Consider the following 23,820-nt stretch of genomic DNA (forward strand, 5'->3'; position numbering starts at 1 on the left):
CGCAAAGCAACCATCTTCTCAATTGGTGTATCAGTTTTCAATCGCTGCTGTGTATCAGTTTACAACCGCTGCTGACACCCCGGTATTCGGCGAATTGAACTCGATGCCAATACCCTTCTTCATCCAGGCCGGACGTAACTTCACATTAAGCTTGCGAAGCAGGTGTTTCAGCACCCGCAATACAAACAGGTGCGAGCCCACGCCAAGGCGATACGTGATGTGCAGTTCATGGATTGCGTAATGACCACGCTCCCAGCGTTTAAACTTTCCATTGCTGGCCTGGATTTCCATGGTTTCCAGGACATAGCAAATCAAGTGATAGCCCAGTTCTCGCAGATTACTAGTGCCGAAGATGTTATGTCCCTGCATGGCCTTCAGCGGGCTGCATCGGATTGATATCTTCTGCCCGTTATCCAATGATGTAACCAGTAGGTCAGGGGCATCGGCGAATAGCGCAACCTTCTTACTCAGACGCTTCGCATTTGCTATATTGCTGTGTTCTCGCAGTATTACCCGGTCTGCCCCGAATGGCTTGTGGGGGATGTCTATTTGTATGTCTAGTAGATCAATCATAATTGCCTTGTGTTGAGTGGTGGCCGGGTGGGAAATGGTAAGAAATACCCAATGTCAGCTAGTATGTAAAAGGGCCCAATATTCGCTGCAATCAGCGAAATGACCAAAGATATAAACGGAATGAGGAGCTTGGCGCAACTTACTATGATGCCTACGTGACTTGTAGGCATCACGGCAGAACAACGCGATCTCAGTCGCTTAAGATGCTTTGCCGGATCACGTAAAAGGACATCTTCACGTTGTCCATGCCTGGAATGTGTATTTGCTTGGTAGGACGGTTGTCGGCAATCAGGTAACCGGATTGGCGTAACGCCCGATCTAGATCTGTCTTGGTCATACCCTTTCCAAATTGTTTGTGCATTGATTCAGGCAGAATATAGAAGACGCTTTCATTTGAACGACGACGCGCCGCGAACCCGAAAGAAGTACTTTTCTCCGAATTTTCGTAATCCGATATCGGCGGAAAACGGTGGTGGTTAACTCTTAGAAAATGACGCAGATCATTGATAAAGGCGTTGTCCGGCGAAGTGGTTTGCTCAAGGTACTGTGTCCTCCATAGACCGAACGCGCGACAAACGGCAGCGACTACATCTTCTTCTCTCCATGCAACTGCACCCGATTTAATTGCGGCAAATCCTGCAAACGCCGTCATCGCAAACCGGTCAAATACCCGCGCAATAATTCCATCGTCGCTGTCAATTGCAAACTCGCCACCAATCCGTTTTTGAAGCCGGGTGCGGACGTCATCAAACTGTGATGGAAAACTAGCTTGATTCTCCGCAACGTAGGTGACGTAAGCAGGCCATGCGTGCCCATAAGCCCCACGAATTGAGCGGTCGATTCGCTTGACGAACGCGGCACTGTTTTCCTCTCCGTGAAGATTTGTGAATGCGCCGTACGGTTCGTCAACTGGAATCGAGATAAATCGCACTACCTGCCCAGTCTTGACAGTTTTTCCTGCCGCCCTAAGTAGGTCCACGGCATGTGCCTCCCCGGACGAAAGAATCACGGTTCTCGGTCGCGATGTTGCCGCTAACGCGCCAGAAGCAGTTGCGCGCAATTTACTCGCCGCGTTCGTTAAACGGTATGCGGAGCCTTCAAGGACGTTGATATCACATTGCCCAATCTCGTCGAGTGCCATTGGCATATCTGAATGATGCAAGACTTCTGCCTCTATGCCATTCGCCGTTCCCTCCCAAGTCGAAAGGCGATCCGGGTGCGTGTATAGAGCACTTGCCAGCCGTAGCAGCGTCGTTTTTCCGGTGCTTGACGGCCCAACGAACATCACAAATCCCGCATCAAATCCAAGCGGCAGAAGTAGTGCGGATGAAAATGCCGCGCACATCGAAAAAACCATCAGCGGGTTCCCCTTGCAAAGCTTTGTCAATGCCAACCAGTCGACCTCATTGCCATCTTGCGCAAAGCAGGTCACCACATCTGTACCAAGGAGCACGTCACCTGTCTCACCGTCCGCTGAGAACGCCTTCTCGCCGATGACGTATGCACGCTCCATTTTTCCCAACTCAACCCATCCTTCCCTTGGGCTCCGGATGAAGAATCGAGCCGGACAGTCTTCATGAATATAGCGCAGGACATGACGCCTGCAACCTGCTTGGATTTCCACACCCGACTCGGTCAGTAATTCTTCGACCCGCGCCGCATTCGGCGTGAACGAAAGTGGAAGTTCGATCAGTCGGATCGGGCCAATAAGCGGTTTCAATCTGAGTACATAAGAAGGGTTCATGCCCTTATTGTCCGCAGCTTTACCTAGAATTTTTAGTCCCGAGGATATTCGTTGCTCCTGTCCATCGACACACATGAACAGACCCGCTTCTTTAGAGGAAAAGCCAACTTCATTTTTATCCAACTTTCTATTTTCCATCGCGTGCATTTAACCTTTTTAGTCAAGTATTTCGATCTGGTAAAGCGCTAGGCAGATCGGATTCAGAAATTCTCTACGTTTATTCGATAGCAGTGAGATACACTTTTTGGCAAACCACCGCATGGGCTGCACCGCTCCAATATCAGCCACCAACAAGGAGGCTTTTATTGTTCATCTCGGCATGCGACCATAAAGAATTGCCGACCGACCAGCCGCAGTCTTCCCACCTCAATGTCTGCATGACTTACAGACATTGAGAGAACAGCCTACGGAATCGGCATATTTGTTGAAAACTATTTACTGAATGCTGTCGATCAGCATTCGGATATCACGGACATTCCAGGCAGTCGTCCGAGGACCTAGTTTGACCCCCTTTGGATACCTACCAAGGCGGATACCTTGCCACCAGGAAGCTGTGCTGACTGGAAAGACTTTTAAGACAGTTGGCAATCGAACGAAGCCTGTTTCAGGCAGGAATTCGATATTCACAAGACTTTTTCCATTGTTGATAACGGCACTAACCATTTGAAACCTCCATGTAAATAACTTTGGATTCGAGCTTGAATCACAATGCATTTTGTGGGATATCAAAAGGTGTCACAGCAGGTAAAGTGTCTTTTCAAAACCCCACCGAAAGCAAAAACGCCCCTTAACTGTTGTGAAGGGGCGTTATTTATGCTAATTGGACTGCGACTTTGCCTTTGAGGCTAATTTATTTAATGGAAAATCGTCAGTATCACTGACAATACGTCATCTTTGCGTGGTGGCTTTTCGTCTTGCAGGCACAGGTTTTTGAATATGGATTAACCAACGATAATCGCCTTCGACATATCTTTTTGCGGTTGCAATATGATCGTCTAGATCAGAACCAAATTTGATTTTCCAAGCATTTTGCTTATGCAAATTAGCCCGTTCCGTTTCTGGATCGATGCGGGCTATGTGGGTACAGTGAAGAATTTCGTGATCGTCCCATCCCTGATCGTGTAACTCATAAACAGTAAGTATAGCTTTAAGATAATGACCACCGTTCCCCCGAGAATTGCCACTTTGCACATTGGGTAAATCTGTCCGTAATCTTCGATGAGGAACAGTTGCCAATTTCTGCTTGACCGCTTCCTTATGAATGTCATTTAGCTTTATTTCGCATGCGCCAACTTGCTCGACAAGATTCCCAAGTAAATTTATGCGTACAGCGCGCCATGATTCAAGTGAAAGTTGGCTTTCTGGGGCTCCAGTAACAGGCGTGAAATTGAAATGGTTGAATATATTGCACTCGCTGATTCTTTCGACCGCATGCTGCATAGCCGGGCTTTTCTTAAACTGATTTATATTGGACTTTTTTGAAAGATAGTTTCGATTGATTTTAGCAAGACTCAACAATGAAGTCATTTGACCTTTGACCGGAACACTACAGTCAACAGCGACCCACATTAGTTCTATGCCCGGCTCTTCAAATGCGCGTTCGTTCCATTCATTTGTATCAGGAGTCTTATATCCAAATGCATTTGCTTTAGACGCCAAGAACGGATATCTGCCCTGTTGATGGACAGTGTCGGAAATAAGGTACTTCTCTGGATAGTCTGAAACTAAACCATAGTTTTCCAAAACAAGGTTTTTCAGAGGAAAGAACCACGACTCATTTTTTCCTAATTCTGGTAAAAGTTCGCTCGGATTAACCCAATCGGACAGCCCGAAATGCGCATGATCAAATATTTCCAAGGCTTTAACCTTAGAGCTTTGCTTGAGGGAGCCCATGAGTTTACGTACAGGGTCTTTTCTTGTTTTTTGTTTATGCTCAAGATAACTAGTTATATATTTTTCATTCTTTCGCAGGAAGAACCAAGCCCAATCTTCAGGTCCGAAATTCTCTTCATTTCCGACAAGTTCAAAAGGTCTTTCGGGAGTTGCGATTTTTAGCGACAAATGAGGTTCAATGTCAGAACTATCACGATCCATTTAAGTCTTTCAATTCCTGTGAATCTTCATATCTGTTCTTAAACAAAAAGTCACCCCACACCTGCATCATCTGTTTTCTCTCGACTAGATAATCGGCATGATTATAGCTGGCCCGAATTTGATTTCTCTCGGAATGAGCAAGCTGGCGCTCAATTACATCGTGACGATAACCTTTTTCATTTAGCCATGTACTTGCTGTAGCTCTAATTCCATGTGGCGAAAACTTACTACCGTAGCCCATACGCTTAAACATGACATTGAGAGTTGTTCGGCTGATTGACTTGTCCAAACTACTATTGCTGGGAAATAGATATTTTGATCCACAACCCAGGGGTCGAAGCTGCTCCAATGCAAGTAGTGTATGCGTACAAAGCGGCACCACATGAGCCTCTTTCATTTTCATGCGTTCAGCAGGAATTATCCATTTTTTATTCGGAATATCAAATTCATCCCACACTGCATCGATAATTTCATTTTTCCGCACGAATGTTAGTGCAAGTATCTTCACAGCGAGCTTCGTCGTAAGCATCCCGGCATAAGCGTCAACCGCATCTAAAAAATCGTGTATTTGATGCTCTTCAAGATGCGGGCGATTTACGCGTACCGGAATTTCTTCCCATCCATTAAGCAGCTTTGCAGGATTAATATCAGCCTTGAATTTGCGTATTGCGTATTCAAATACTTGCAGGGCCGTTTGGCGAACCCGGTCCGCTGTTCTTACTCCTCGCTCAGATTTACAAATTTCTAACGCCCCGAGCAGCATATGTTGGTCAACGGTGCGAATAGGCGCACTCCCGATGAGAGGAACCAGGTCACGTCGCAAATATAATTCATTTGAGGCACGCCATGAATCAGACCGCAAATTCACTTTGCTATCGAACCAGGCGCTGCTAATTGTCTTAAATGTGTCCTGATGGGTTGCACGTAGTGTCGCTTTCGACGCCTTCTTTTCAACCGAGGGGTTAATACCAGCGCTGATTTTACGTTTGGCTTCCAAACGAAGGCCTCTTGCGTCAGCAAGCGACACTTCCGGATACTTTCCAAAGGTAAGCGTGAATCGTTTGCCAGTAAAGCGATAGTCGAATCGCCACGACTTAGTGCCATTGGGCGTGACGTACAAATAAAGTCCCTCAGTGTCAGATATTTTCTGCGCGCGGTCAGTTGGTTTGAGTGTTCTGATTTTGAGGTCAGTGAGTGACATGACGGTATTTTCCAAAATATTAGATTCAATACCGTCAATAATACCGTAAAACTACCGCCACTTCTTTACATTTTATAATACATCAATAAACATAAAAATCCATCAAGTCATTGATTATATTAAATATATTATCCGTTACTGGACAAACTCAGCATACGCTCAACATAGCGGGCGATCAGGTCGACTTCCAGGTTGACTTGCTTGCCGACCTGCAGGTGTTTCAACGCCGTCACTTCAATCGTGTGTGGAATCAGGTTGATCGAAAACAGGCAGCCATCGGCGACATCGTCAACCCGGTTGACCGTCAGCGAAACGCCGTTGACCACCACCGAACCCTTGTAGGCAAAATACTTGGCCAGATCGCGCGCAGCCTTGATCACCAGTTCCCAGGACTCGCCCACCGGCTCGAATTTTTCCACGCGGCCGAGGCCGTCGACGTGGCCGGAGACCAGATGGCCGCCCAGGCGGTCGGCCAGGGTCAGCGCCTTTTCCAGGTTGATCTCACCGCTGACGTCAAGGCCGACGGTGCGGTTCAGGCTTTCGCGCGAGACGTCGACTTCAAACGCGTCTGCCGTCTTTTGCACCACGGTCATGCAAGCGCCATTGAGTGAAATCGAATCGCCCAGAGCGACATCGGCCAGCGACAGGCCACCGGCGTCAACCGCCAGCCGGACGCCATCTTCGGCGCTGGCGCCAAGCGGTTTAACGGAAGTGATTTTGCCGACTGCGGCGACGATACCTGTGAACATGATAGCAATCAAAAAATTAATGGAATCGTGCAAGGATACGCAAATCCTCGCCGATTTGCTGGATCTGGTGAAATTTCAGGGATATTTTATCCTGCAGATTCTCCAGTGCGGGCAGGCTGAACATGCCGCGGCCATCGCCCAGGATAGACGGCGCCAGGTACACCAGCAGCTCGTCCACGCAATGCTCACGGATCAGGGAGGCGTTCAGTTTGGAGCCGGCTTCCACATGCAATTCATTGATCTGGCGCTTGCCGAGCTCCAGTATTACCTGCGGCAGATCGACCTTGCCGCTCGGATTTGGCAACACCACGACTTCGACGCCTTGCTGCTCCAGCATGGCCTGCCTGGCGGCATCCACGGTCGCGGTGAAGATCAGGTTGCCGCCGCCAATCAGGATCTTTGCCTCGGGACTGATGCTTAATTTGCTGTCAACAATCACCCGCAATGGCTGCCGCGCCAGCTTGACCGTGCGCACCGTGAGTTGTGGATTGTCTTCCTTGACGGTGCCGATGCCGGTCAGGATGGCGCCGGCGCGGGCGCGCCACATATGGCCGTCGTCGCGCGCCGCCGGCGAGGTGATCCACTGGCTCTGGCCGTTATGCAAGGCGGTCTTGCCGTCCAGGCTGGCGGCGACCTTGAGCCGCACCCATGGCTTGCCGGTCTGCATGCGCGTAAAGAAACCGATATTCAATTCCCGCGCCTGCGCCGCCAGCACGCCCGACTCGACCGCGATCCCCGCCGCCTGCAAGCGCGCCATGCCCTGCCCCGCCACCAGCGGATTAGGATCCTCCAGGGCAGCCACCACCTTACCGATGCCGGCCCGCACCAGCGCATCGGCGCAAGGCGGCGTGCGGCCGAAATGGCTGCACGGCTCAAGCGTGACATACACCGTGGCGCCACGCACATCGTGGCCTTTGGCGGCGGCATCCTGCAAGGCCTGGATTTCGGCATGATTGCCGCCGGGCGGCTGGGTGAAGCCGCTGCCGATCACCTGGCCGTCCTTGACGATCACGCAGCCAATCGCAGGGTTGGGCGCACTGGACAACAGGCCGTTCTCAGCAAGCTGCAAGGCTTGCGACATGAAGATTTCAGCCTGGGTCATGGGGTGAGCGTATGAGACATGGTGGGCGATCAGAAAGAGGATATGTGCTGATTGTACAAAATATGGCGTGGCCACCGCCAATTAAAATCCGATATAGAGCATAAACACTGATCACGCGGGCGGCGGCAACAGGCTGGCGGCGGCGTGATTACGCAAAGTCACGGTGCGCGTGAATACCTGGCGCAAGCTGCGATCGCTTGCCAATCTTTCAGTTCCGCTGCAATCCAGGTAGTGCTGCGGCTCGGCGGCGACCATCTGCTCGCCGTGGATCTGCAGGCATAGCTGGACGCTGACGACTCTTTTCCAGTTTGCATGCTGATCATCGGATAGCGCGGCGACCTGGGTAGCGTCCAGGAACCGAGTTAACGTAAAATCTCCCGTTGCAGCCACCCCATAAGTCAATTGCAACTGCTCGACGTTGTTAAGAACCGGCTGTGCACTGCTGTTACCATTGCCCTGGCAATACAAAGCGCTGACCGCAGTCCCGGAACGGGTAGCGACAAAGAACAGGTTCCGCGCAATACTGACGAACGGCCTCAATTGATAGGCAGGATGCGCCAACGGCACCGCAAACGGCGCTATCTTCGCGCCATTGCAATCGACGCCTGCAGCGCTGCCTGAATCCGTAAAATCGTCGCTCCGATACGCGACGTCAAAGCTTGCCATTCCGGCCGACGCGTTGCAGGAAAAGTCCTTACCCGGCCCCAACGGCCTGGCAAAGCCGTGTTCGCAGCCGCGCAAACCCTGCGCCGGAGCGCCATCGGGATCGATGAAATCGGTGACAGGCTGATTGCCCGTTGAAGCCAGGTTGCCAAAGCCGGCCTGCTGCAGGTTTTGCGCCATCAGCGCCATGGCGTAACTGCCGTCCTGTTGCAGCCGCAGCTTTTCATCGTTCAAGCGGAAGCTGGATTTGCTGCTGAGATAAAGAGTACTGGTCAGCAGCACCAGACCGGCGCCTATGGCCATGGCGATCAGCAACTCAACCATCGAAAAGCCACGCCTCAACATGCGCCTTCCCCCATCTTCAAGCTGACGCGGCCGCTAATGGCAATGCAAATCCGGCGCGCAAATTCACCGTTGTTGCTGAATGACAGACTGGTGAAGCTGCCGCCGACGTTGCCGCCGCCGTTGTAGGTAATCGTAGCGCGCGGGGATGCCGCCTGCGTATGCTTGTCCAGTGCGCCTTGGCGCAGCAGTATCTGACGGTTATCGGCCACCAGCACCAGCCAGCCGGCTCCCCAGTCTCCGGCAGCATGTGTGGCGCTGGCTGCGGCGCTGCACTGCGCTGCCGTGGTATCGGCCGCAGGACTGCGGCAAACAATCACCGCCCGGCCGCGCTTGATGGCTTCGCTGCGCGCCAGGGTGAGCGCAGCGATGAACTGCCGGCTTTCCGCAGAGAGCCGGTTCTGGATCACGAACCCGCGCATGGACGGCAATGCCAAGGCCAGTAAAATGCCGGCGATGACTATCGCAATCATGACTTCGATCAGCGTTACGCCGCTGAATCGCAGTAATCTCGGGAAAAACATCAGATGCTCCTGGTTATCAAATATTTTTATTTCATTTCAGATAACCATTCTGACAAAAAATAGCGCCGGACGGAGCGGCGCTTGCTTATTTAAGAAATTACTTCCTTCGGCTCGGCGGCCCGGAAAACTCTTCGATCATGTTCTGGAACTCGGCGACATCCTCGAAACTTTTGTACACCGAGGCGAAACGGATATAGGCGATTTTGTCCAGCCGTTTCAATTCGCGCATCACCAGCTCGCCGACATGGCCGGACAACACTTCGCGTTCGCCGCTGGATAGCAGTTTTTCCTTGATACGCTGCAAGGCCTCGTCCAGCGCCTCGACCGACACCGGGCGCTTGCGCAAGGCCAGCATCAGACTGGCGCGCAGCTTGAGCGGATCGAAATCGGTGCGGCTGCCGTTCTTCTTGACGATCACCGGCATCGCCAGTTCGATCCGTTCAAACGTCGTGAAGCGCTTGTCGCAATGCATGCAGCGGCGCCGGCGGCGGATCGAATCGCCCTCTTCCGAGACGCGGGTGTCAAGCACCTGAGTTTCTTCATGCTGGCAGAATGGACATTTCATGATGGCGGTAATCCGAAAATGATTGCGGCAGGCTGTGTGGACATCTCTACATTATTCCTATTCGGGGCCATGCGCCGATCGCTGAAAACCGGGTCTTGCATCGGGGCTTGCTGGTTCTTGCTCGTTATTGCCTGTACTTGTCCGCTTATAGCGCGTTCTTTTGCCTGCTTTTACTTGGTACTTGGGCCCGTGCAGAGTTGAAGCTGCAACGGGCCCATGCTTTCCAGGAGTAGCGGCAGGAAATAAAACCTGCCGCTACTCCGTATCAGATTGCAGAATTAAGCTGCATACACCGGAAATGCATCAGTCAGCTTCTTGACTTCCGCTTTGACTCTTTCGATGGTTGCCGCGTCATGCGGGTTGTCCAGCACATCGGCGATCAGGTTGCCGACCTTGACCGCTTCCGCTTCCTTGAAGCCGCGGGTAGTGAACGCCGGGCTGCCGACACGGATGCCGGAAGTGACGAATGGCTTTTCCGGATCGTTAGGAATGGCGTTCTTGTTGCAAGTCATGTGCGCCGAGCCCAGGATTGCTTCCGCTTCCTTGCCGGTGATCTTCTTGGCGCGCAAGTCGACCAGCATCACGTGCGATTCGGTACGGCCGGAAACGATGCGCAAACCGCGGGAAATCAAGGTTTTCGCCAAAGCATCGGCATTCTTCACCACTTGCTGCTGGTACGTCTTGAACTCCGGCGTCAGGGCTTCCTTGAACGCCACTGCTTTACCGGCAATGACGTGCATCAGCGGGCCGCCCTGGATCCCTGGGAAAATCGCCGAATTGATGGCTTTTTCGAATTCGGCCTTCATCAGGATGATGCCGCCGCGCGGACCGCGCAGGGATTTGTGGGTGGTCGATGTGACGAAATCGGCGTAAGGCACCGGGTTCGGATACTCACCGGCAGCGATCAGGCCGGCGTAGTGCGCCATGTCGACCATGAAGTATGCGCCGACCGCCTTGGCCACCTTGGACATGCGTTCGAAGTCGATCCGCAACGCGTAGGCGGAAGCGCCGGCGATGATCATCTTCGGCTTCTTTTCGTGCGCCAGGCGCTCGAAGGCTTCGTAATCGATTTCTTCTTTTTCATTCAAGCCGTAGGAAACCACGTTGAACCATTTGCCGGACATGTTCAATGCCATGCCGTGCGTCAGGTGGCCGCCTTCTGCCAGCGACATGCCCATGATGGTGTCGCCCGGTTTCAGCATGGCGAAGAACACGCCCTGGTTGGCTTGCGAACCGGAATTCGGCTGGACGTTGGCGGCTTCGGCGCCGAATAATTCTTTGACGCGATCGATCGCCAGCTGCTCGGCGATGTCGACGAATTCGCAACCGCCGTAGTAACGCTTGCCAGGATAGCCTTCAGCGTACTTGTTGGTCAGCTGCGTGCCTTGCGCTTCCATCACGGCCGGCGACGTGTAGTTTTCCGACGCGATCAGCTCGATGTGTTCTTGCTGGCGATGGTTTTCTTTCTGGATGGCGCTCCACAATTCTGGATCGACATTGGCGATGGTGTGGTTTTTCTCGAACATGTAATACTCCAAACGATAAGGGTCTGCCTAAATCGAATGAGGGCCAGAAATAGCAGGGGAATGCGGCAGCCTCAGTCGTGCTTTCCATTCGGGCTGCCCAGGCGTACGGCGGATGAAATCTCACGCTTCCCGGTGGATGCCCACCTTTTGCCAATGCCAGCCGCGATCTCTTGAATCTGCGGCGGTATGGTTTTTTCGCCAGTCACGTGAGACGAAATGGTGCGCTTATTGTAAGCGAAGCACCTGATTTGAGCAAGAATGTGCACCACCGGGACATGGGCCCGGTGGCTTCTTCAACATAGCATTACAATAACGGCTTAACGACTTATATCTTGCCGGCGAGACTGATGCCGATGGTGCGCGGCTCCAGCCGGTAGCCTTCCGATACCGACTGCACATTGGGGCGCTGGATCACTTTGTCGTTATTCAATGCATTTTTAACAAACAAGGTCAGCTCCCAGCGGTCGAAGGTGGCGCCGATGCTGGCGTCAAACGTGCTGTACGCCGGCCGCTGATAGTCGGGGTCGGTGGCCACCAGCGTGCCGTGGCTGCTGCCGGTCCAGTGGGCGGCGGCGCGGGCAAAGCCGTAGTAATCGCCCGGCAGATTGAAATTGTATTGGCCGGTCAGCGTGGCGTTATATTTGGGCACACCCTGGATCTGATCGCCGGCATGTGCGTGCAAGGACGGCACATCGGATGACAAGGTGGCGTTGGTGTAGCCGCCGGACAGGCCGAGCACGATGTTCGAGGCCGGCTTGCCCTTGATCTCGAATTCGGCGCCATAGCTGGTGGCGTTGCCGACATTGGTTTCGTAGTCGAAACCGCAACCCGGTAACTGGATATCCTGCTGCAAGCCCTTCCATTTGATATAGAAAAGGGCGGCATTGACTTGCAGCCGATTGCCTAGCAAGCGCGACTTGTTGCCAAGTTCATAGCTCCACAGCTTATCGGAATTAAAAGAAGTAGGCGCTTGCGTGATGCCCAGGTTGTTGAAGTCCGCCGCACACAGCGAAGCTGGAATCGGACGATCGTTGCCGCCCAGGCGGAAGCCTTCCGTTGCCGAGGTGTACACGGTGTTATTGGGATCGACCTCCCAGCTCAGCGAGAATTTCGGCGTGAACGCCGAGGAGTCGGTGCTCACCGATGAACTGGTCGGGCCACCGTTCCAATAGTAGTCGCCGGTGCGGGTCAAGCCGTCCGTGGCGCGCAGATAACGCATGCCCGCCGTGGCATGCAAGGTTGGCACGAAATAGTAATTCAGCTCGCCGAAGATCGCCTTTTGCTCGGTATGGTAGTGACGCTCGCTGAAATAGGAATTGTCGTTCGGGAAGGCGATGCCAAGCTGGGACGGATCGGCGGGGTTGGCACCGAATGCGGCATAGGTTGCGTTCAAGCCGAAAATCGGCTCATTGTCAGTCACGTTGGTATGCAGGTTGGCGTAATACACGCCGCCCAGCCAGGTGAAGGGCGACACCTTCTGGTCATAAGGCTTGGAAGCGACGCGCAACTCTTGCGAGAATTGCCGCACCTGGTTTTGCAGGTAGACCGCGGACGGCAAGGCGCCGACCGCCGCCGCCAAGCCCGGCGGTGTATCCGGCACGGCCGGTCCCAGGTTATTCACCGTGGTGCCATCCTGGGTGCGGTTGAACGTGCGCTGATAAAAACTCGAGACGGAAACCAGGTCGGCCATGCCCATGTCGTAATTGACGGTCAGGCTAGGCACCAGCAAACGGTCGTTGCCCGGCTCGCGCACCAGCTTGCTGGTCTGGTTCTTGGGCAAGGCCAGATACGAAGCGTCGATATCCTTGGAATTGACTTCCTGGTAGAACACCGAGGGCGTCAGGCTCAGATTGGGAGTTGGTTGCCATTTCATCGCCAGCTTGACCACGCTGGAATCCTGCGCATTGATGCCGCTCGCGATCATATTGCCGGTGGTCGGCGAGACCTGGTCGATATAGCCGCTTTGATGGCCGGTCTGGACGCCGATGCGCAGCGCCAGTTGATCAGGGATCAGAGGCTGGTTGACGACGCCGTTGACAGTATAGTTGGTGCCGCCGCCGGCAGTCCCCGATACTTCTGAATAGACGCTGGCTTCGCGCTCTTTCAGGTTGGGCTGGTTACTGATGAACTTGATGGTGCCGCCCATCGAGCTGGCGCCATACAAGGTACCTTGCGGACCGCGCAACACCTCGATGCGGTCGATATCGAAGAATTTCGGCTCGCTGCTGCCGAGACTGTACAGGTTACGCGTGGTCATCGAGACGTCGTCCAGGTAGATCCCGACGGTGGAGGAACCGGCCGCCGAACTGATGCCGCGGATTTCAATATTGCTGAGGCCCGCGCCAGGGCCGCTGGCGCCGGAAAACGAGATATTCGGCACCGCCCGCGTCAGGTCCGAGAAATCGTTGATATGCGAGGCCCGCAGCTCTTCGCCGCTGATCACCGATATGCTCAAGGGCACCTTGCTAGCATCTTCCTTGCGCTTTTGCGCCGTGACCAGCACCGATTCCAGCTGCTCGCTCGGCTTTGCGCTCTTCTTTACGCCCGGCGCATCAACCGTATCGGCGGCGCCCTCGGCGGCCTGTTGCGCGGCAGCGCCGGCAACCCACAATGTGGACGAAGCTGCGGCCATGGCAAGCGCACAGGTCAAACTCCCGGAATAGCGTCTCATCGTTGTTGTTCCCTATAACATTTAGCGATATTTAGTGTCCCGAGTCACATTTCAGCAATATTTATGCCAGGAAATAGTTTTACCATATCAACTACAACTTGAACAAAACACCAATAGTGTCACGCGCTGTTGCCATGTTCTGGTGCGACTTGCACCAAAGCAATCCTGGTACTCAGTCGAGTGACGCAGTCCATACCCAGTTTGTCAACGGCACGCCCCGCAAATTGGGCTACAATTTCCCGCTTAGCGTATTGCAACAATAGGAGCATTGATCATGATTGTCTTGATAACTGGCGCAACGGCTGGCTTTGGCGCCGAAATGGCGCGTAAATTTACTAAAAATGGCCATCAGGTCATTGCCACGGGCCGTCGCAAAGACCGGCTGGACCAACTGGCCGCCGAACTGGGCGCCGCGGTCTTGCCTATCGTCATGGATGTCACCGACAAAGCCTCGATCAGCAGCGCACTTGCTGCATTGCCGGCAGAGTGGCAAGAGATCGACGTCTTGATCAACAATGCCGGCCTGGCGCTGGGCGTGGAATCAGCGCAACAGGCTTTGCTGGAAGAGTGGGAAACCATGATCGAGACCAACTGCAAAGGCCTGGTGACCATGACCCGCCTGGTGTTGCCAGGCATGGTGGCGCGCGGTCGCGGCACCGTCATCAATCTGGGCTCGATCGCCGGCGAATACCCTTATCCGGGCGGCAATGTGTATGGCGCCACCAAGGCTTTCGTCAAGCAGTTCACGCTGAACCTGCGCGCCGACCTGGTCGGCACCGGCGTCCGCGCCACCGACATCGCGCCCGGCCTCTGCGGCGGCACCGAATTCTCGAATGTGCGTTATCGCGGCAACGATGAAGCTGCGGCCAAAGTCTACGAAGGCACGCAACCGCTAACCCCGAGCGATATCGCCGATACCGCGTTCTGGGTCGCCACCCTGCCGCCGCACATCAATATCAACCGCATCGAAATGATGCCGACCTGCCAGGGTTTTGCCGGCATGAGTATCAAGCGAACTTAATAACCCGCAACATCGACGCTGGCCTCGGCCGGCGTCATGCCTTTCCCCTGTTTTCTGAAAAGCAACAACACCGATGAGCCTTCCCCTATCAGACCCGCACACAGATTTCAGCTGGCGGATTCGCGTGTATTACGAAGATACCGATGCCGGCGGCGTGGTTTTTTATGCCAACTACCTGAAATTCTTTGAGCGCGCCCGTACTGAATGGCTACGCGCAGCGGGCATCGGCCAGCGTTCGCTGGAACAAACCGATGGCGCGATCTTTATCGTCAAAAGCACCAGCGTCGACTATCATTCGCCGGCAAAGCTGGACGACGAACTGCAATTGACGGTCGTGGTCGAGCGCATCGGGCGGGTTGCGGTAGAGTTCATCCAGCAAGCCTGGCGCGTCGGCGACGGCGAGCCGGTTTTGATGGCCACCGGACGCATTACGGTGGTGTGCGTCGGCGCCGATACTTTCCGGCCGCGCGGGATTCCCAAGCACGTGCTGGAAAACATCAGGCACGGCGTCAAGATCCCGGCTGGCGGCTGATAGACGCTGCTGACTCGCTTGCGCCAAACAGTTCCGTAAAGCAATTTTTGCGCCACAATGAACCTTCCGCAAGCAATGATGGTCTGAAGCATCGTTGCACCGAACTTGGCGTAAAGCGATAGCGTTTGGAAACATTTCCTGTATTTGCCCGTACAAGCGCAGATATTCGGTAAGCACTTTACGTTTACAATTCACTGTTTAAGTCTTTTACTTAAACCTAAGACCATTCCTCAAGACCGCTATCCATGACTGTCACCCAAGATCTTTCGTTTATCACCCTTATTACCAACGCCTCTGTATTAGTACAGCTGGTCATGGCGCTGCTGCTGGCGGTTTCCGTGATGAGCTGGACCTATATTTTCCGCAAGATGTTCGCGATCCGCAGCGCCCGCGCGCAGACCGAAGAATTCGAACGCGCCTTCTGGTCGGGCGGCAATCTGAGCACCCTGTATCAGGATGCCACCTCGAATCGCCGCAAAGGCTCGGGCACCGGCGCGCTGGAACGTATCTTCGAAGCCGGCATGGACGAGTTCAACAAGGTCAAGGCCTCGCTGGGCAACCGCGGCATTCAAGACAACAGCGATTCGGCAGCTCTGCTGGATGGCGCCCGGCGCGCAATGCGCGCGGCTTATCAGCGCGAAATGGATGCGCTGGAATCGCATCTGGCCTTCCTCGCCTCGGTCGGTTCGGTGTCGCCGTATGTCGGTCTGTTCGGCACCGTGTGGGGCATCATGAATGCGTTCCGCGGCCTGGCCAACGTCCAGCAAGCTACCTTGGCGGCGGTAGCGCCCGGTATCGCCGAAGCCTTGATCGCTACCGCGATCGGCTTGTTTGCCGCGATTCCGGCAGTGGTTGCCTACAACCGCTTCTCGCATGACGTCGACCGTCTGGCGATCCGCTTCGAAAGCTTTATCGAAGAATTCTCCAACATCTTGCAACGTCAGGCACGCTAATGTCCGGCACCTCATCCATGCGCGGTGGCCGCCCCCGCAAGTTCAAGGCGGAAATCAACGTCGTGCCGTACATCGACGTGATGATGGTGCTGCTGGTAATTTTCATGGTCTCGGCGCCGCTGACCAATCCGAGCGTCATCAATTTGCCGAATGCAGCAAAATCGGCGACGCCGCCGACTGAATATATCGAGATCACTTTGAAGCCGGGCGAGCAGACCAGCGTACGCGTGAATGGCCAGAAGAGCGGGACCAGCGTAGCTGAAACCGTGCCAAGAAATGGCCTGAAACAGAAACTGCAAGCCTTGCATGCCGACAAACCCGACATGCCGGTGATGATTTCCGCCGACAAGGATATTAAATACGATGAAGTGATCAAGGTCATTTCTGAGGCGAAGATGCTTGGCATTAACCGCGTCGGACTGGCGACAAAGTGACGAACTGGTTATGACAGGCAACTCCCCGTATTCCGTACCAAAAGAACCCGGCAGCATCCGCGCCATCCTCCTCGCAGCGGCTGTGCACGTCGCCCTGTTTGCATTTCTGTGGTTCGGCATCCACTGGCAAAGCCAGCAGCCGATCGCAGTAGAAGCTGAAGTCTGGAGCCCGGACATCAAGGAAGCCGCGCCGCCGGCGCCGGAACCGACGCCAGTGCCACAACCCACGCCCGTGCCAAAGCCGGAGCCGGTGGTGCAGGAAACCACGCCGCCAAAGGTCGTGACGCCGCCGCTGCCCGACCCTGAAATTGCCTTGGAAAAGGAAAAGAAACGCAAAGAGCAAGAGCGCAAGGATCTCCAACACCAGGAAGAACTCGAAAAACAACAGCAGTTGCAAAAACAGCAAGCCGAGGACGAGCACAAGGATAAGCTGAAAGCTGAAGCGGAACAAAAAGCCGCCAAGGACAAGGCCGCGGCGCAGGATAAACAAAAGCAGGACGCTACCAAGAAACTGGAAGCCGACGCCGCCAAGAAGAAACAGGCTGTCGAAGCCGCCGCTGAAACCAAGCGCCGCAGCGACGAAATGAAGCGCATGCTGGGCCAAGCCGTCGGTAACGGCGCGGCCAACAGCACCGGTACCGCAGCGCAATCACAAGGGCCGCGCGGTGATCCGGGCTATGGTCAGCGGGTAGGCGCCAAGATCAAGTCGAACATCAACTTTAATGTTCCAGACGGGCTGGCAGGAAACCCGGCGGCTGAGTTTGATGTCGAATTGCTGCCGGATGGCTCGGTGGCGAGCGTGCGCCTGAAGAAATCCTCCGGAGTTTCCGGTTTTGACGAAGCGGTTAAGCGAGCCATTGAAAAATCGGCACCTTATCCAAAAGACAAATCGGGTTCTGTACCTTCCAGCTTTATCGGAATCCATAAACCGAAAGATCAGTAAGCCATGAAAAACAAATTGCACCAATTATTCGCGGTCATAGGACTCGCGATAAGCGCGCTGGCAGTCAGCGTCCCCACGCATGCCCAGCTGCGCATCGAAACCTCCGGCGTCGGCGCCAGCCAGATCCCTATCGCGATTGCCGGCTTCAGCAATGAGAACCTGGCGCCGCAACAAGTGACCGCCATCATCAAGTCGGATCTGGAACACAGCGGCATGTTCAAGATCATCGATACCGGCGACGTCATCTCTGAAGCTACCCAGGTCAACCTGCCCGACTGGAAAGCCCGTGGCGCCGATGCCCTGGTAGTCGGCAGCGTGCAACGCCTGGCGGATGGCCGTTTCGATGTCCGTTACCGCCTGCTGGATACCGTCAAGTCGGCCCAGCTATCGGCGTTGGCGATGGCCGCCGCGCCACAGTACACGCGGGTTACCGCACACAAGATCGCTGACGACATTTATGAAAAACTGGTCGGCGGCCGCGGCGCATTCGCTACCCGCATCGCCTACATCATCAAAGCGGGCAAGGAATATCGCCTGGAAGTCGCCGACTCCGATGGCGAAGGCGTGCAAGTCGCGTTGCGCTCCAACGAACCGATCATTTCGCCAGCCTGGTCGCCGGACGGCACCAAGGTTGCGTACGTCTCGTTTGAAGCCAAGAAGCCAGTCGTTTACGTACAGAACCTGATCACCAAGCAGCGCATCGTGGTGGCCAACTACAAGGGCAGCAATTCAGCGCCATCCTGGTCGCCTGACGGCAGCAAGCTGGCGATCGCGCTGGCGCGCGACGGCCTGACCCAGGTGTATGTGGTCAATAGCGACGGCGGCAATCTGCGGCGCCTGACCAATACCAATGGTATCGACACCGAGCCGCAATACTCGGCCGACGGCCAAAGCATCTATTTCACCAGCGACCGCAGCGGCGGCCCGCAAATCTACAAGATGAGCGCCAGCGGCGGCGAGGCCCAGCGCGTGACATTCAGCGGCAGCTACAACATCAGCCCGCGGATTTCACCCGACGGCAAGACATTGGCGTATATTTCGCAGCGCGGCGGCCGCTTCCAGCTGTATGCGGTGGACCTGACCAACAATCAGGAACAGCGTTTGTCGGATACCGTCAAGGATGAATCCCCAAGTTTTTCGCCCAACGGCAAGTACATCATGTACGCCACGGAATCAGGCCGCCGAGGTTCGCTGGCAGTCGTCTCGGTTGACGGCCGCGTAAAACAGCGCTTAACTATGCAAGCAGGCGATATACGGGAGCCTACTTGGGGTCCTTTCATGAAATAATCGTGTTTTACTTTGAATCGACGTTCGTTTCCCACTCTGGAGAATTAAAAATGCTAAATATCAGAAATTTTGCCCTCGTTGTAGCTAGCGCCATTTTGCTGGCGGCTTGTTCATCCCCTGTCAAACTGGACGACAAGGCAGTCCCAGTCGTCGACAGCGGCGCCAACAACGGCGCAGATACCCGTTCGGTCAACGCCGTTGATACCGGCTCCACCGATCCGTTGAACAACCCAGGCGGCATTCTCTCCAAGCGCAGCATCTACTTCGACTTCGACAGCTACACCGTCAAGGACGAATTCAAAGCGGTGGTTGAAGCCCATGCCCAATACCTGAACAGCCACAAGAATCGCAAGATCATCATCCAAGGCAATACCGATGACCGCGGTGGCCGTGAATACAATCTGGCGCTGGGACAAAAACGTGCTGAAGCAGTGCGCAAGGCATTGGTGTTGTTAGGCGTGTCGGATACCCAGGTCGAAGCAGTCTCGCTGGGCAAGGAAAAGCCTAAGGCTACCGGTAGCGACGAAGCGTCCTACGCTGAAAACCGCCGCTCAGACATCGTTTATCAATAATGATGCGGACGTTCTTCAAAGCCACGATGACTGCGGCCATGCTGGCCGCAGTTTTTTCCGCTCCGACCGCCCGTGCCGGGCTGTTTGACGACGATGAAGCACGTCGGGCGATACTGGATATCCGCGCCAAGATTGACGCGGTCAATACGCGGGTAGACGGCAAGGCAGACAAAACCACTTCGCTGAGTTTGTCGGATCAGAATGACCGCCTGAATCAGGAACTGGCGAAGCTGCGCGGTCAAATCGAAGTGCTGACCAACGAGCTGGCCAACACGCAGCAGCGCCAGAAAGATTTCTACGTCGACCTGGATACGCGCCTGCGCAAGCTGGAGCCGCAAAAGGTCAGCGTCGATGGCCAGGAAGTGAATATCGGCGCCAACGATCAGAAAGCCTATGACGCAGCGCTGGCGACATTCAAATCCGCCGACTACAAGACAGCAGTCACCGCCTTCTCCAATTTTGTGCGCAGCAGCCCGGACTCCGGTCTGACGCCCTCCGCGCAATATTGGCTGGGCAACGCCTACTACGCTTTGCGCGATTACAAGAATGCGATTGCAGCCCAACAGGTAGTCGTCAGCAAATATGCCGACAACCCAAAGGCCGCGGATGCATTGCTGAATATCTCCAGCAGCTACACCGAGCTGAAGAACAAGCCGCAAGCGAAGCGAGCGCTGGAACAACTGCTGTCGCAATACCCGAACGCACCGTCAGCGCAGACCGCCAAGGAACGCCTGGATGCAATGAAATAAGTAAAAAATATTATTTTACTTATTTCGTAAATAAAAGTGCATATGGGTTTGACACCTCATATGCACTTTGTCTATAATAGCCGTCTTTCGGGTCGTTAGCTCAGCTGGTAGAGCAGCGGACTTTTAATCCGTTGGTCGCAGGTTCGAATCCCGCACGGCCTACCACGAATAAGCAGTCAGCACGATGCAAGCAATAGCCACAAAATTCGCACAGAATGCGTGGTCAGTAAAATCAAAGCTGCCGCTTACAGAAATGTGAGCGGCTTTTTTGTTTTGGTGCGCTGTTTTTATCCGCCACCCGCAGGCATTATCCGGCAGTCGCGCCAGGATTCCCCGCACTTGCCCAAAGCACCATCTGTTGTAAATACTCTACACACAGCATCCTATTTTCGAAATTTACGTTACCAGGACAATTCCAACTCCCGTAAGCGCCACGAAAAATCCATTCCCGTATGCCGCAGTCCTAGGTAATAGAAGGCTTTTCAGCCATTTTCGATAATTTCGATAATACATCGATATTTTTTCCGTTTTTCTTTTGATTTTGCAGCGCGCATACTTCATTCCAGTTCATTCAACACCGCACTCTTCAAGCCATGCGACGCACCTGTAATCGCGGCGATGGCGGCACATGCGGTAACCAGACGGAGAAAAACATGCTTCAAATTCGTAAAGGTACTGAACGCGGCATCGCCGATCACGGCTGGCTCAATTCGCACCATACATTTTCGTTCGGCCATTATCACGATCCGCTGCACACCGGCTTCGGACCGCTGCTGGTAATCAACGAAGACCGGGTGCACGCCGCCAAGGGCTTCGGCACGCACGGTCACAGCGACATGGAAATCATTTCCTATGTGCTGGACGGCGCGCTGGAACACAAGGACAGCATGGGCACAGGTTCGGTCCTGCATTATGGCGACGTGCAAAGGATGAGCGCAGGCACCGGCGTGCGTCACAGCGAGTTCAATCACTCGCAGACCGAGCCTGTGCATTTTTTGCAGATCTGGATCCAGCCGAATGTCAAAGGGATTGCACCGAGCTATGAAGAAAAGCATTTCACTGCTGCGCAAAAACAAGGACAGCTGCGCCTGATCGCTTCCTCTGACGGCCGCGAAAATTCGGTGCTGATTCATCAGGATGCAGCGATCTATGCCGCCATCCCGGACAGCGGCCAGACGCTGCAGCATGCGCTGGCTGCCGACCGCACTGCCTACGTACACCTGATCCGCGGACAGCTCACCGTCAACGGCGTCGCACTGGAAGGCGGCGATGCCTTGAAAGTGACGGCGGAAAACCTGGTCACGCTGGCCGACGCAAAAGATGCAGAAGTGCTGTTGTTCGATCTGCCCTTCTGAAGTTGAAATCGGGCTTGCCGACCAACTTCCAGATTTCAGATGCGCGTTAAAGCCATAAAAAAAGGCCGGAAAGCATTCAGCTTTCCGGCCATTTTTCAAGGCTCGCCCGGCGCACCAGGCACATGCCGGATCAGGCGCGCCATGGCGTCGGTAGCGCGCACCCGCTCCATCCACCAGGCCAGTGCCGCACCGTCGTCGCCGGTACGCCACGCCATCGAAAACGTTTCGTCCGGTTTCGGCTCTTCCACTTGCTTGACGATCAGCGCGCCGGAGGCGATTGCCGCGCGGGCGCACGGTTCCGGCAAGAAGCCGAAGCCGATACCGGCCAGTTGCAGCGCATATTTACTACGCATGTCAGGCACCGTCAGCGTATCTTGCCCGAACAGCAAACCCACCGTGCGCGAGGCCATCTTGCGCGCCGAATCGGCGACGCTGATGGCGCGGTACGGATGCAGTTCCGCCTTGCCCAATACCTTCTTCAATTTGGCTAACGGATGATTCGGCGCCACCACGAACACGAACGATATCGTCCCCATCTGTTCGGCGATGTAACCGCCGCCTGCAGGGCCCTGTCCTGGCGCGCCGATCAGCAAGTCTACCCTGCGCTCCAGCAAGGCTTCCCAGGTACCGGCCAGCGATTCCCTGGCGATCCGCAGGCGGGTTTTGTCGGCGACGCCGCAGAACGCATGGATATCGGATTCCAGTGCGGTGATGGAAAACAGGGAATCGATACACAGCGTGAATTCGGTTTCCCAACCGGAAGCGACCCTGCGCACGCGATGCTCCAAGTCTTCCGCCGCCTTGAGCAGATAGCGCCCTTCCTTCAACAGTTCCGCACCGGCGCGCGTCAGCACTACCTTCGGCCCCTGCCGTTCAAATACCTGCACGCCGAGATCCTGCTCCAGCTTGGAGACCGTGTAGGAAATCGTTGAAGGCACGCGATGCAACTCGATACCGGCGGCGGAGAATGATCCGCGCCTGTCGATGGCGTCAAGAATTAACAGCGCATCGAGACTGATTCTAAACATGGAACTCCCGGCAAAAAGAAGCGCAGAAAAAAGCGCTAGTGTCGCGCCTACACTGAACTGTTGTCATCCCCGCGCACGCGGGGATCCACATTATTCACTAACTTACGCACTAACATGGATTCCCGCGTACGCGGGAATGACCCGGTCAGGTCGACCCGGTCAGGCTGGCTCGGTCGGGAATCACGCCAATGCAAATATTTGGCCTTTGATAGAACACTAGGCGTCGATCGCGTAGCCGGCGGCGATCCAGGCATCGATGCCGCCCGACAGCGGCCGCACTTTCTTGTAGCCTCTCTGCATCAGCTGTTTGGCAACCAGCGCCGCCGACGCCTCGTTCGGGCAAGAGCAATAGACAATCACTTCCTGGTCAATCGGCGCATCGAAGACGAAGGTGTTGATTTCCTTGTGCGAGATGGTGCGCGCGCCGGGAATCCGCCCGATCAGCTGCGATGCCGGCGAGCGTATGTCGACAATCGCCGGCGTCACCCCCTGCTTGAACAACTGGTTCAGTTCCGCCACCGAGATGCGCGCCATGCGCAATGAACGGCGGAAGCGCCAGCGTTGCCACCATTTGCTGGCGACAAAGATGGCGAAGCCGGCAGCCACCAGCAACATGCCGTACTGGCCTAATTCGGTCAGCACATTCAATAGATCATCGACCGTAGTGCTGAACAGCGAGCCCAGGAAAATCGCCAGGCCGGCCCACAAGGCGGCGCCTATGCTGTCGTACAGGATGAAGGTGCCACGCTTGGTGCCGACGGTGCCGGCCAGTGCGCTGGCAATAGATGCGAAGCCGGGGATGAATTTGGCGACCAGCAGCGAGCGTGCGCCCCAGCGCGAATAGATCGACTCGGTCTGACGTACGCAGGAATCGGGCGAGAGTGAAATGCGGCACAGCGTCGACAGCACCCTGCGGCCGTAACGGCGGCCGGCCTGATACCAGATAAAATCGGCGATCAGCGCAGCAACAACCGCGGTGAGCAGTAACACCGGCGCCGAATATTCGCCACGGTGCATCAGGGCGCCGGTAATCACCAAGGTAGGATAAGCCGGCAGCGGCGCGCCAAGCTGCTCGGCCAGCACGTTGAAGAAGACGATGACCAGCCCATATTGCTCGATCAAATGAAACAAATAGGTCATCTCTTCCGCCGCCTCATATCCATGTTGCTGATTGCCAGGTTGGCAATTTCAC

General features: G+C 54.9%; 23 protein-coding genes, 1 tRNA gene and 1 riboswitch. Of the genes, 10 read left to right on the forward strand and 14 right to left on the reverse strand.

Going from position 1 to position 23,820, the window contains the following annotated elements; all coding sequences use genetic code 11:
* Positions 1-54 precede the first annotated feature (54 nt).
* The 12 genes from ABI171_RS22260 to ABI171_RS22315 form a co-directional block, all read right to left on the reverse strand.
* A complete protein-coding gene (locus tag ABI171_RS22260) occupies positions 55-573 on the reverse strand; it encodes a phage/plasmid replication protein, II/X family (RefSeq protein ID WP_348094756.1) in 519 nt (172 codons plus the stop codon).
* A 190-nt stretch (positions 574-763) separates the two neighbouring features.
* A complete protein-coding gene (locus ABI171_RS22265; RefSeq protein WP_348094757.1) occupies positions 764-2,440 on the reverse strand; it encodes a DUF927 domain-containing protein in 1,677 nt (558 codons plus the stop codon).
* A gap of 312 nt (positions 2,441-2,752) precedes the next feature.
* On the reverse strand, positions 2,753-3,031 hold the full coding sequence (locus ABI171_RS22270; RefSeq protein ID WP_348094758.1) for an AlpA family phage regulatory protein: 279 nt from the start codon (positions 3,029-3,031) through the stop codon (positions 2,753-2,755).
* Between the two features lie 174 nt (positions 3,032-3,205).
* A complete protein-coding gene (locus ABI171_RS22275; protein ID WP_348094759.1) occupies positions 3,206-4,411 on the reverse strand; it encodes a hypothetical protein in 1,206 nt (401 codons plus the stop codon).
* Positions 4,401-5,612, reverse strand: a complete 1,212-nt coding sequence (locus ABI171_RS22280; protein WP_348094760.1) for an integrase arm-type DNA-binding domain-containing protein — start codon at positions 5,610-5,612, stop codon at positions 4,401-4,403. The genes ABI171_RS22275 and ABI171_RS22280 overlap by 11 nt, the downstream gene beginning before the upstream one ends.
* A gap of 128 nt (positions 5,613-5,740) precedes the next feature.
* On the reverse strand, positions 5,741-6,361 hold the full coding sequence (locus tag ABI171_RS22285) for a riboflavin synthase (protein ID WP_348094761.1): 621 nt from the start codon (positions 6,359-6,361) through the stop codon (positions 5,741-5,743).
* A 16-nt stretch (positions 6,362-6,377) separates the two neighbouring features.
* Positions 6,378-7,463, reverse strand: a complete 1,086-nt coding sequence (gene ribD, locus ABI171_RS22290) for a bifunctional diaminohydroxyphosphoribosylaminopyrimidine deaminase/5-amino-6-(5-phosphoribosylamino)uracil reductase RibD (RefSeq protein WP_348094762.1) — start codon at positions 7,461-7,463, stop codon at positions 6,378-6,380.
* Positions 7,464-7,574: 111 nt separating this feature from the next.
* On the reverse strand, positions 7,575-8,471 hold the full coding sequence (locus tag ABI171_RS22295; protein ID WP_348094763.1) for a PilW family protein: 897 nt from the start codon (positions 8,469-8,471) through the stop codon (positions 7,575-7,577).
* A complete protein-coding gene (locus tag ABI171_RS22300) occupies positions 8,465-8,992 on the reverse strand; it encodes a GspH/FimT family pseudopilin (protein ID WP_348094764.1) in 528 nt (175 codons plus the stop codon). Before ABI171_RS22300 ends, ABI171_RS22295 begins: the two co-directional genes overlap by 7 nt.
* A 97-nt stretch (positions 8,993-9,089) precedes the next feature.
* Positions 9,090-9,557, reverse strand: coding sequence for a transcriptional regulator NrdR (nrdR, locus tag ABI171_RS22305; protein ID WP_038492129.1), 468 nt, complete (start codon positions 9,555-9,557; stop codon positions 9,090-9,092).
* A gap of 278 nt (positions 9,558-9,835) precedes the next feature.
* Positions 9,836-11,083: a serine hydroxymethyltransferase gene (gene glyA / locus ABI171_RS22310; protein ID WP_348094765.1), complete on the reverse strand. Its 1,248-nt coding sequence runs from the start codon at positions 11,081-11,083 to the stop codon at positions 9,836-9,838.
* A gap of 88 nt (positions 11,084-11,171) precedes the next feature.
* A riboswitch (ZMP/ZTP riboswitch) is annotated at positions 11,172-11,299 on the reverse strand.
* Between the two features lie 109 nt (positions 11,300-11,408).
* Complete coding sequence (locus ABI171_RS22315) at positions 11,409-13,715, reverse strand: TonB-dependent receptor (protein ID WP_348094766.1); 2,307 nt, start codon at positions 13,713-13,715, stop codon at positions 11,409-11,411.
* 313 nt (positions 13,716-14,028) lie between these two features.
* On the opposite strand from ABI171_RS22315, the gene ABI171_RS22320 reads away from it, so the two are divergent.
* From ABI171_RS22320 to ABI171_RS22365, 10 genes are all read left to right on the forward strand, one after another.
* The gene (locus ABI171_RS22320; protein WP_348094767.1) at positions 14,029-14,775 is read left to right on the forward strand and encodes an SDR family oxidoreductase; all 747 of its coding nucleotides are present in this window, start codon (positions 14,029-14,031) and stop codon (positions 14,773-14,775) included.
* A 73-nt stretch (positions 14,776-14,848) separates the two neighbouring features.
* Entirely contained in the window at positions 14,849-15,307 is a 459-nt protein-coding gene (gene ybgC, locus ABI171_RS22325; protein ID WP_348094768.1) for a tol-pal system-associated acyl-CoA thioesterase, read from the forward strand.
* Positions 15,308-15,552: 245 nt separating this feature from the next.
* Positions 15,553-16,260 carry a protein TolQ gene (tolQ, locus tag ABI171_RS22330; RefSeq protein ID WP_348094769.1) on the forward strand — a complete coding sequence of 236 codons (708 nt, stop codon included), beginning with the start codon at positions 15,553-15,555 and terminating at the stop codon, positions 16,258-16,260.
* Positions 16,260-16,694, forward strand: a complete 435-nt coding sequence (locus ABI171_RS22335; protein ID WP_348094770.1) for a biopolymer transporter ExbD — start codon at positions 16,260-16,262, stop codon at positions 16,692-16,694. Before tolQ ends, ABI171_RS22335 begins: the two co-directional genes overlap by 1 nt.
* Before the next feature lie 10 nt (positions 16,695-16,704).
* Positions 16,705-17,637, forward strand: a complete 933-nt coding sequence (gene tolA, locus ABI171_RS22340; RefSeq protein ID WP_348094771.1) for a cell envelope integrity protein TolA — start codon at positions 16,705-16,707, stop codon at positions 17,635-17,637.
* Positions 17,638-17,640: 3 nt separating this feature from the next.
* Positions 17,641-18,924: a Tol-Pal system beta propeller repeat protein TolB gene (gene tolB, locus ABI171_RS22345; protein ID WP_348094772.1), complete on the forward strand. Its 1,284-nt coding sequence runs from the start codon at positions 17,641-17,643 to the stop codon at positions 18,922-18,924.
* Between the two features lie 50 nt (positions 18,925-18,974).
* Complete coding sequence (gene pal, locus ABI171_RS22350; RefSeq protein ID WP_348094773.1) at positions 18,975-19,496, forward strand: peptidoglycan-associated lipoprotein Pal; 522 nt, start codon at positions 18,975-18,977, stop codon at positions 19,494-19,496.
* A 38-nt stretch (positions 19,497-19,534) separates the two neighbouring features.
* The gene (gene ybgF, locus ABI171_RS22355; protein WP_348094774.1) at positions 19,535-20,245 is read left to right on the forward strand and encodes a tol-pal system protein YbgF; all 711 of its coding nucleotides are present in this window, start codon (positions 19,535-19,537) and stop codon (positions 20,243-20,245) included.
* Positions 20,246-20,334: 89 nt separating this feature from the next.
* Positions 20,335-20,410, forward strand: a tRNA-Lys gene (locus ABI171_RS22360).
* Positions 20,411-20,898: 488 nt separating this feature from the next.
* A complete protein-coding gene (locus ABI171_RS22365) occupies positions 20,899-21,600 on the forward strand; it encodes a pirin family protein (RefSeq protein ID WP_348094775.1) in 702 nt (233 codons plus the stop codon).
* A 95-nt stretch (positions 21,601-21,695) separates the two neighbouring features.
* Here the strand turns inward: ABI171_RS22365 and ABI171_RS22370 are convergent, their stop codons facing one another.
* Both ABI171_RS22370 and ABI171_RS22375 read right to left on the reverse strand, forming a co-directional pair.
* Positions 21,696-22,628 (reverse strand): LysR substrate-binding domain-containing protein, encoded by a 933-nt coding sequence (locus ABI171_RS22370; protein WP_348094776.1) that lies wholly within the window; start codon positions 22,626-22,628, stop codon positions 21,696-21,698.
* Between the two features lie 216 nt (positions 22,629-22,844).
* Entirely contained in the window at positions 22,845-23,768 is a 924-nt protein-coding gene (locus tag ABI171_RS22375) for a DedA family protein/thiosulfate sulfurtransferase GlpE (RefSeq protein ID WP_348094777.1), read from the reverse strand.
* Positions 23,769-23,820 lie beyond the last annotated feature (52 nt).

This window comes from Collimonas sp. (assembly GCF_039923675.1).
In the GTDB taxonomy this organism is placed as follows: Bacteria; Pseudomonadota; Gammaproteobacteria; order Burkholderiales; family Burkholderiaceae_D; genus Collimonas.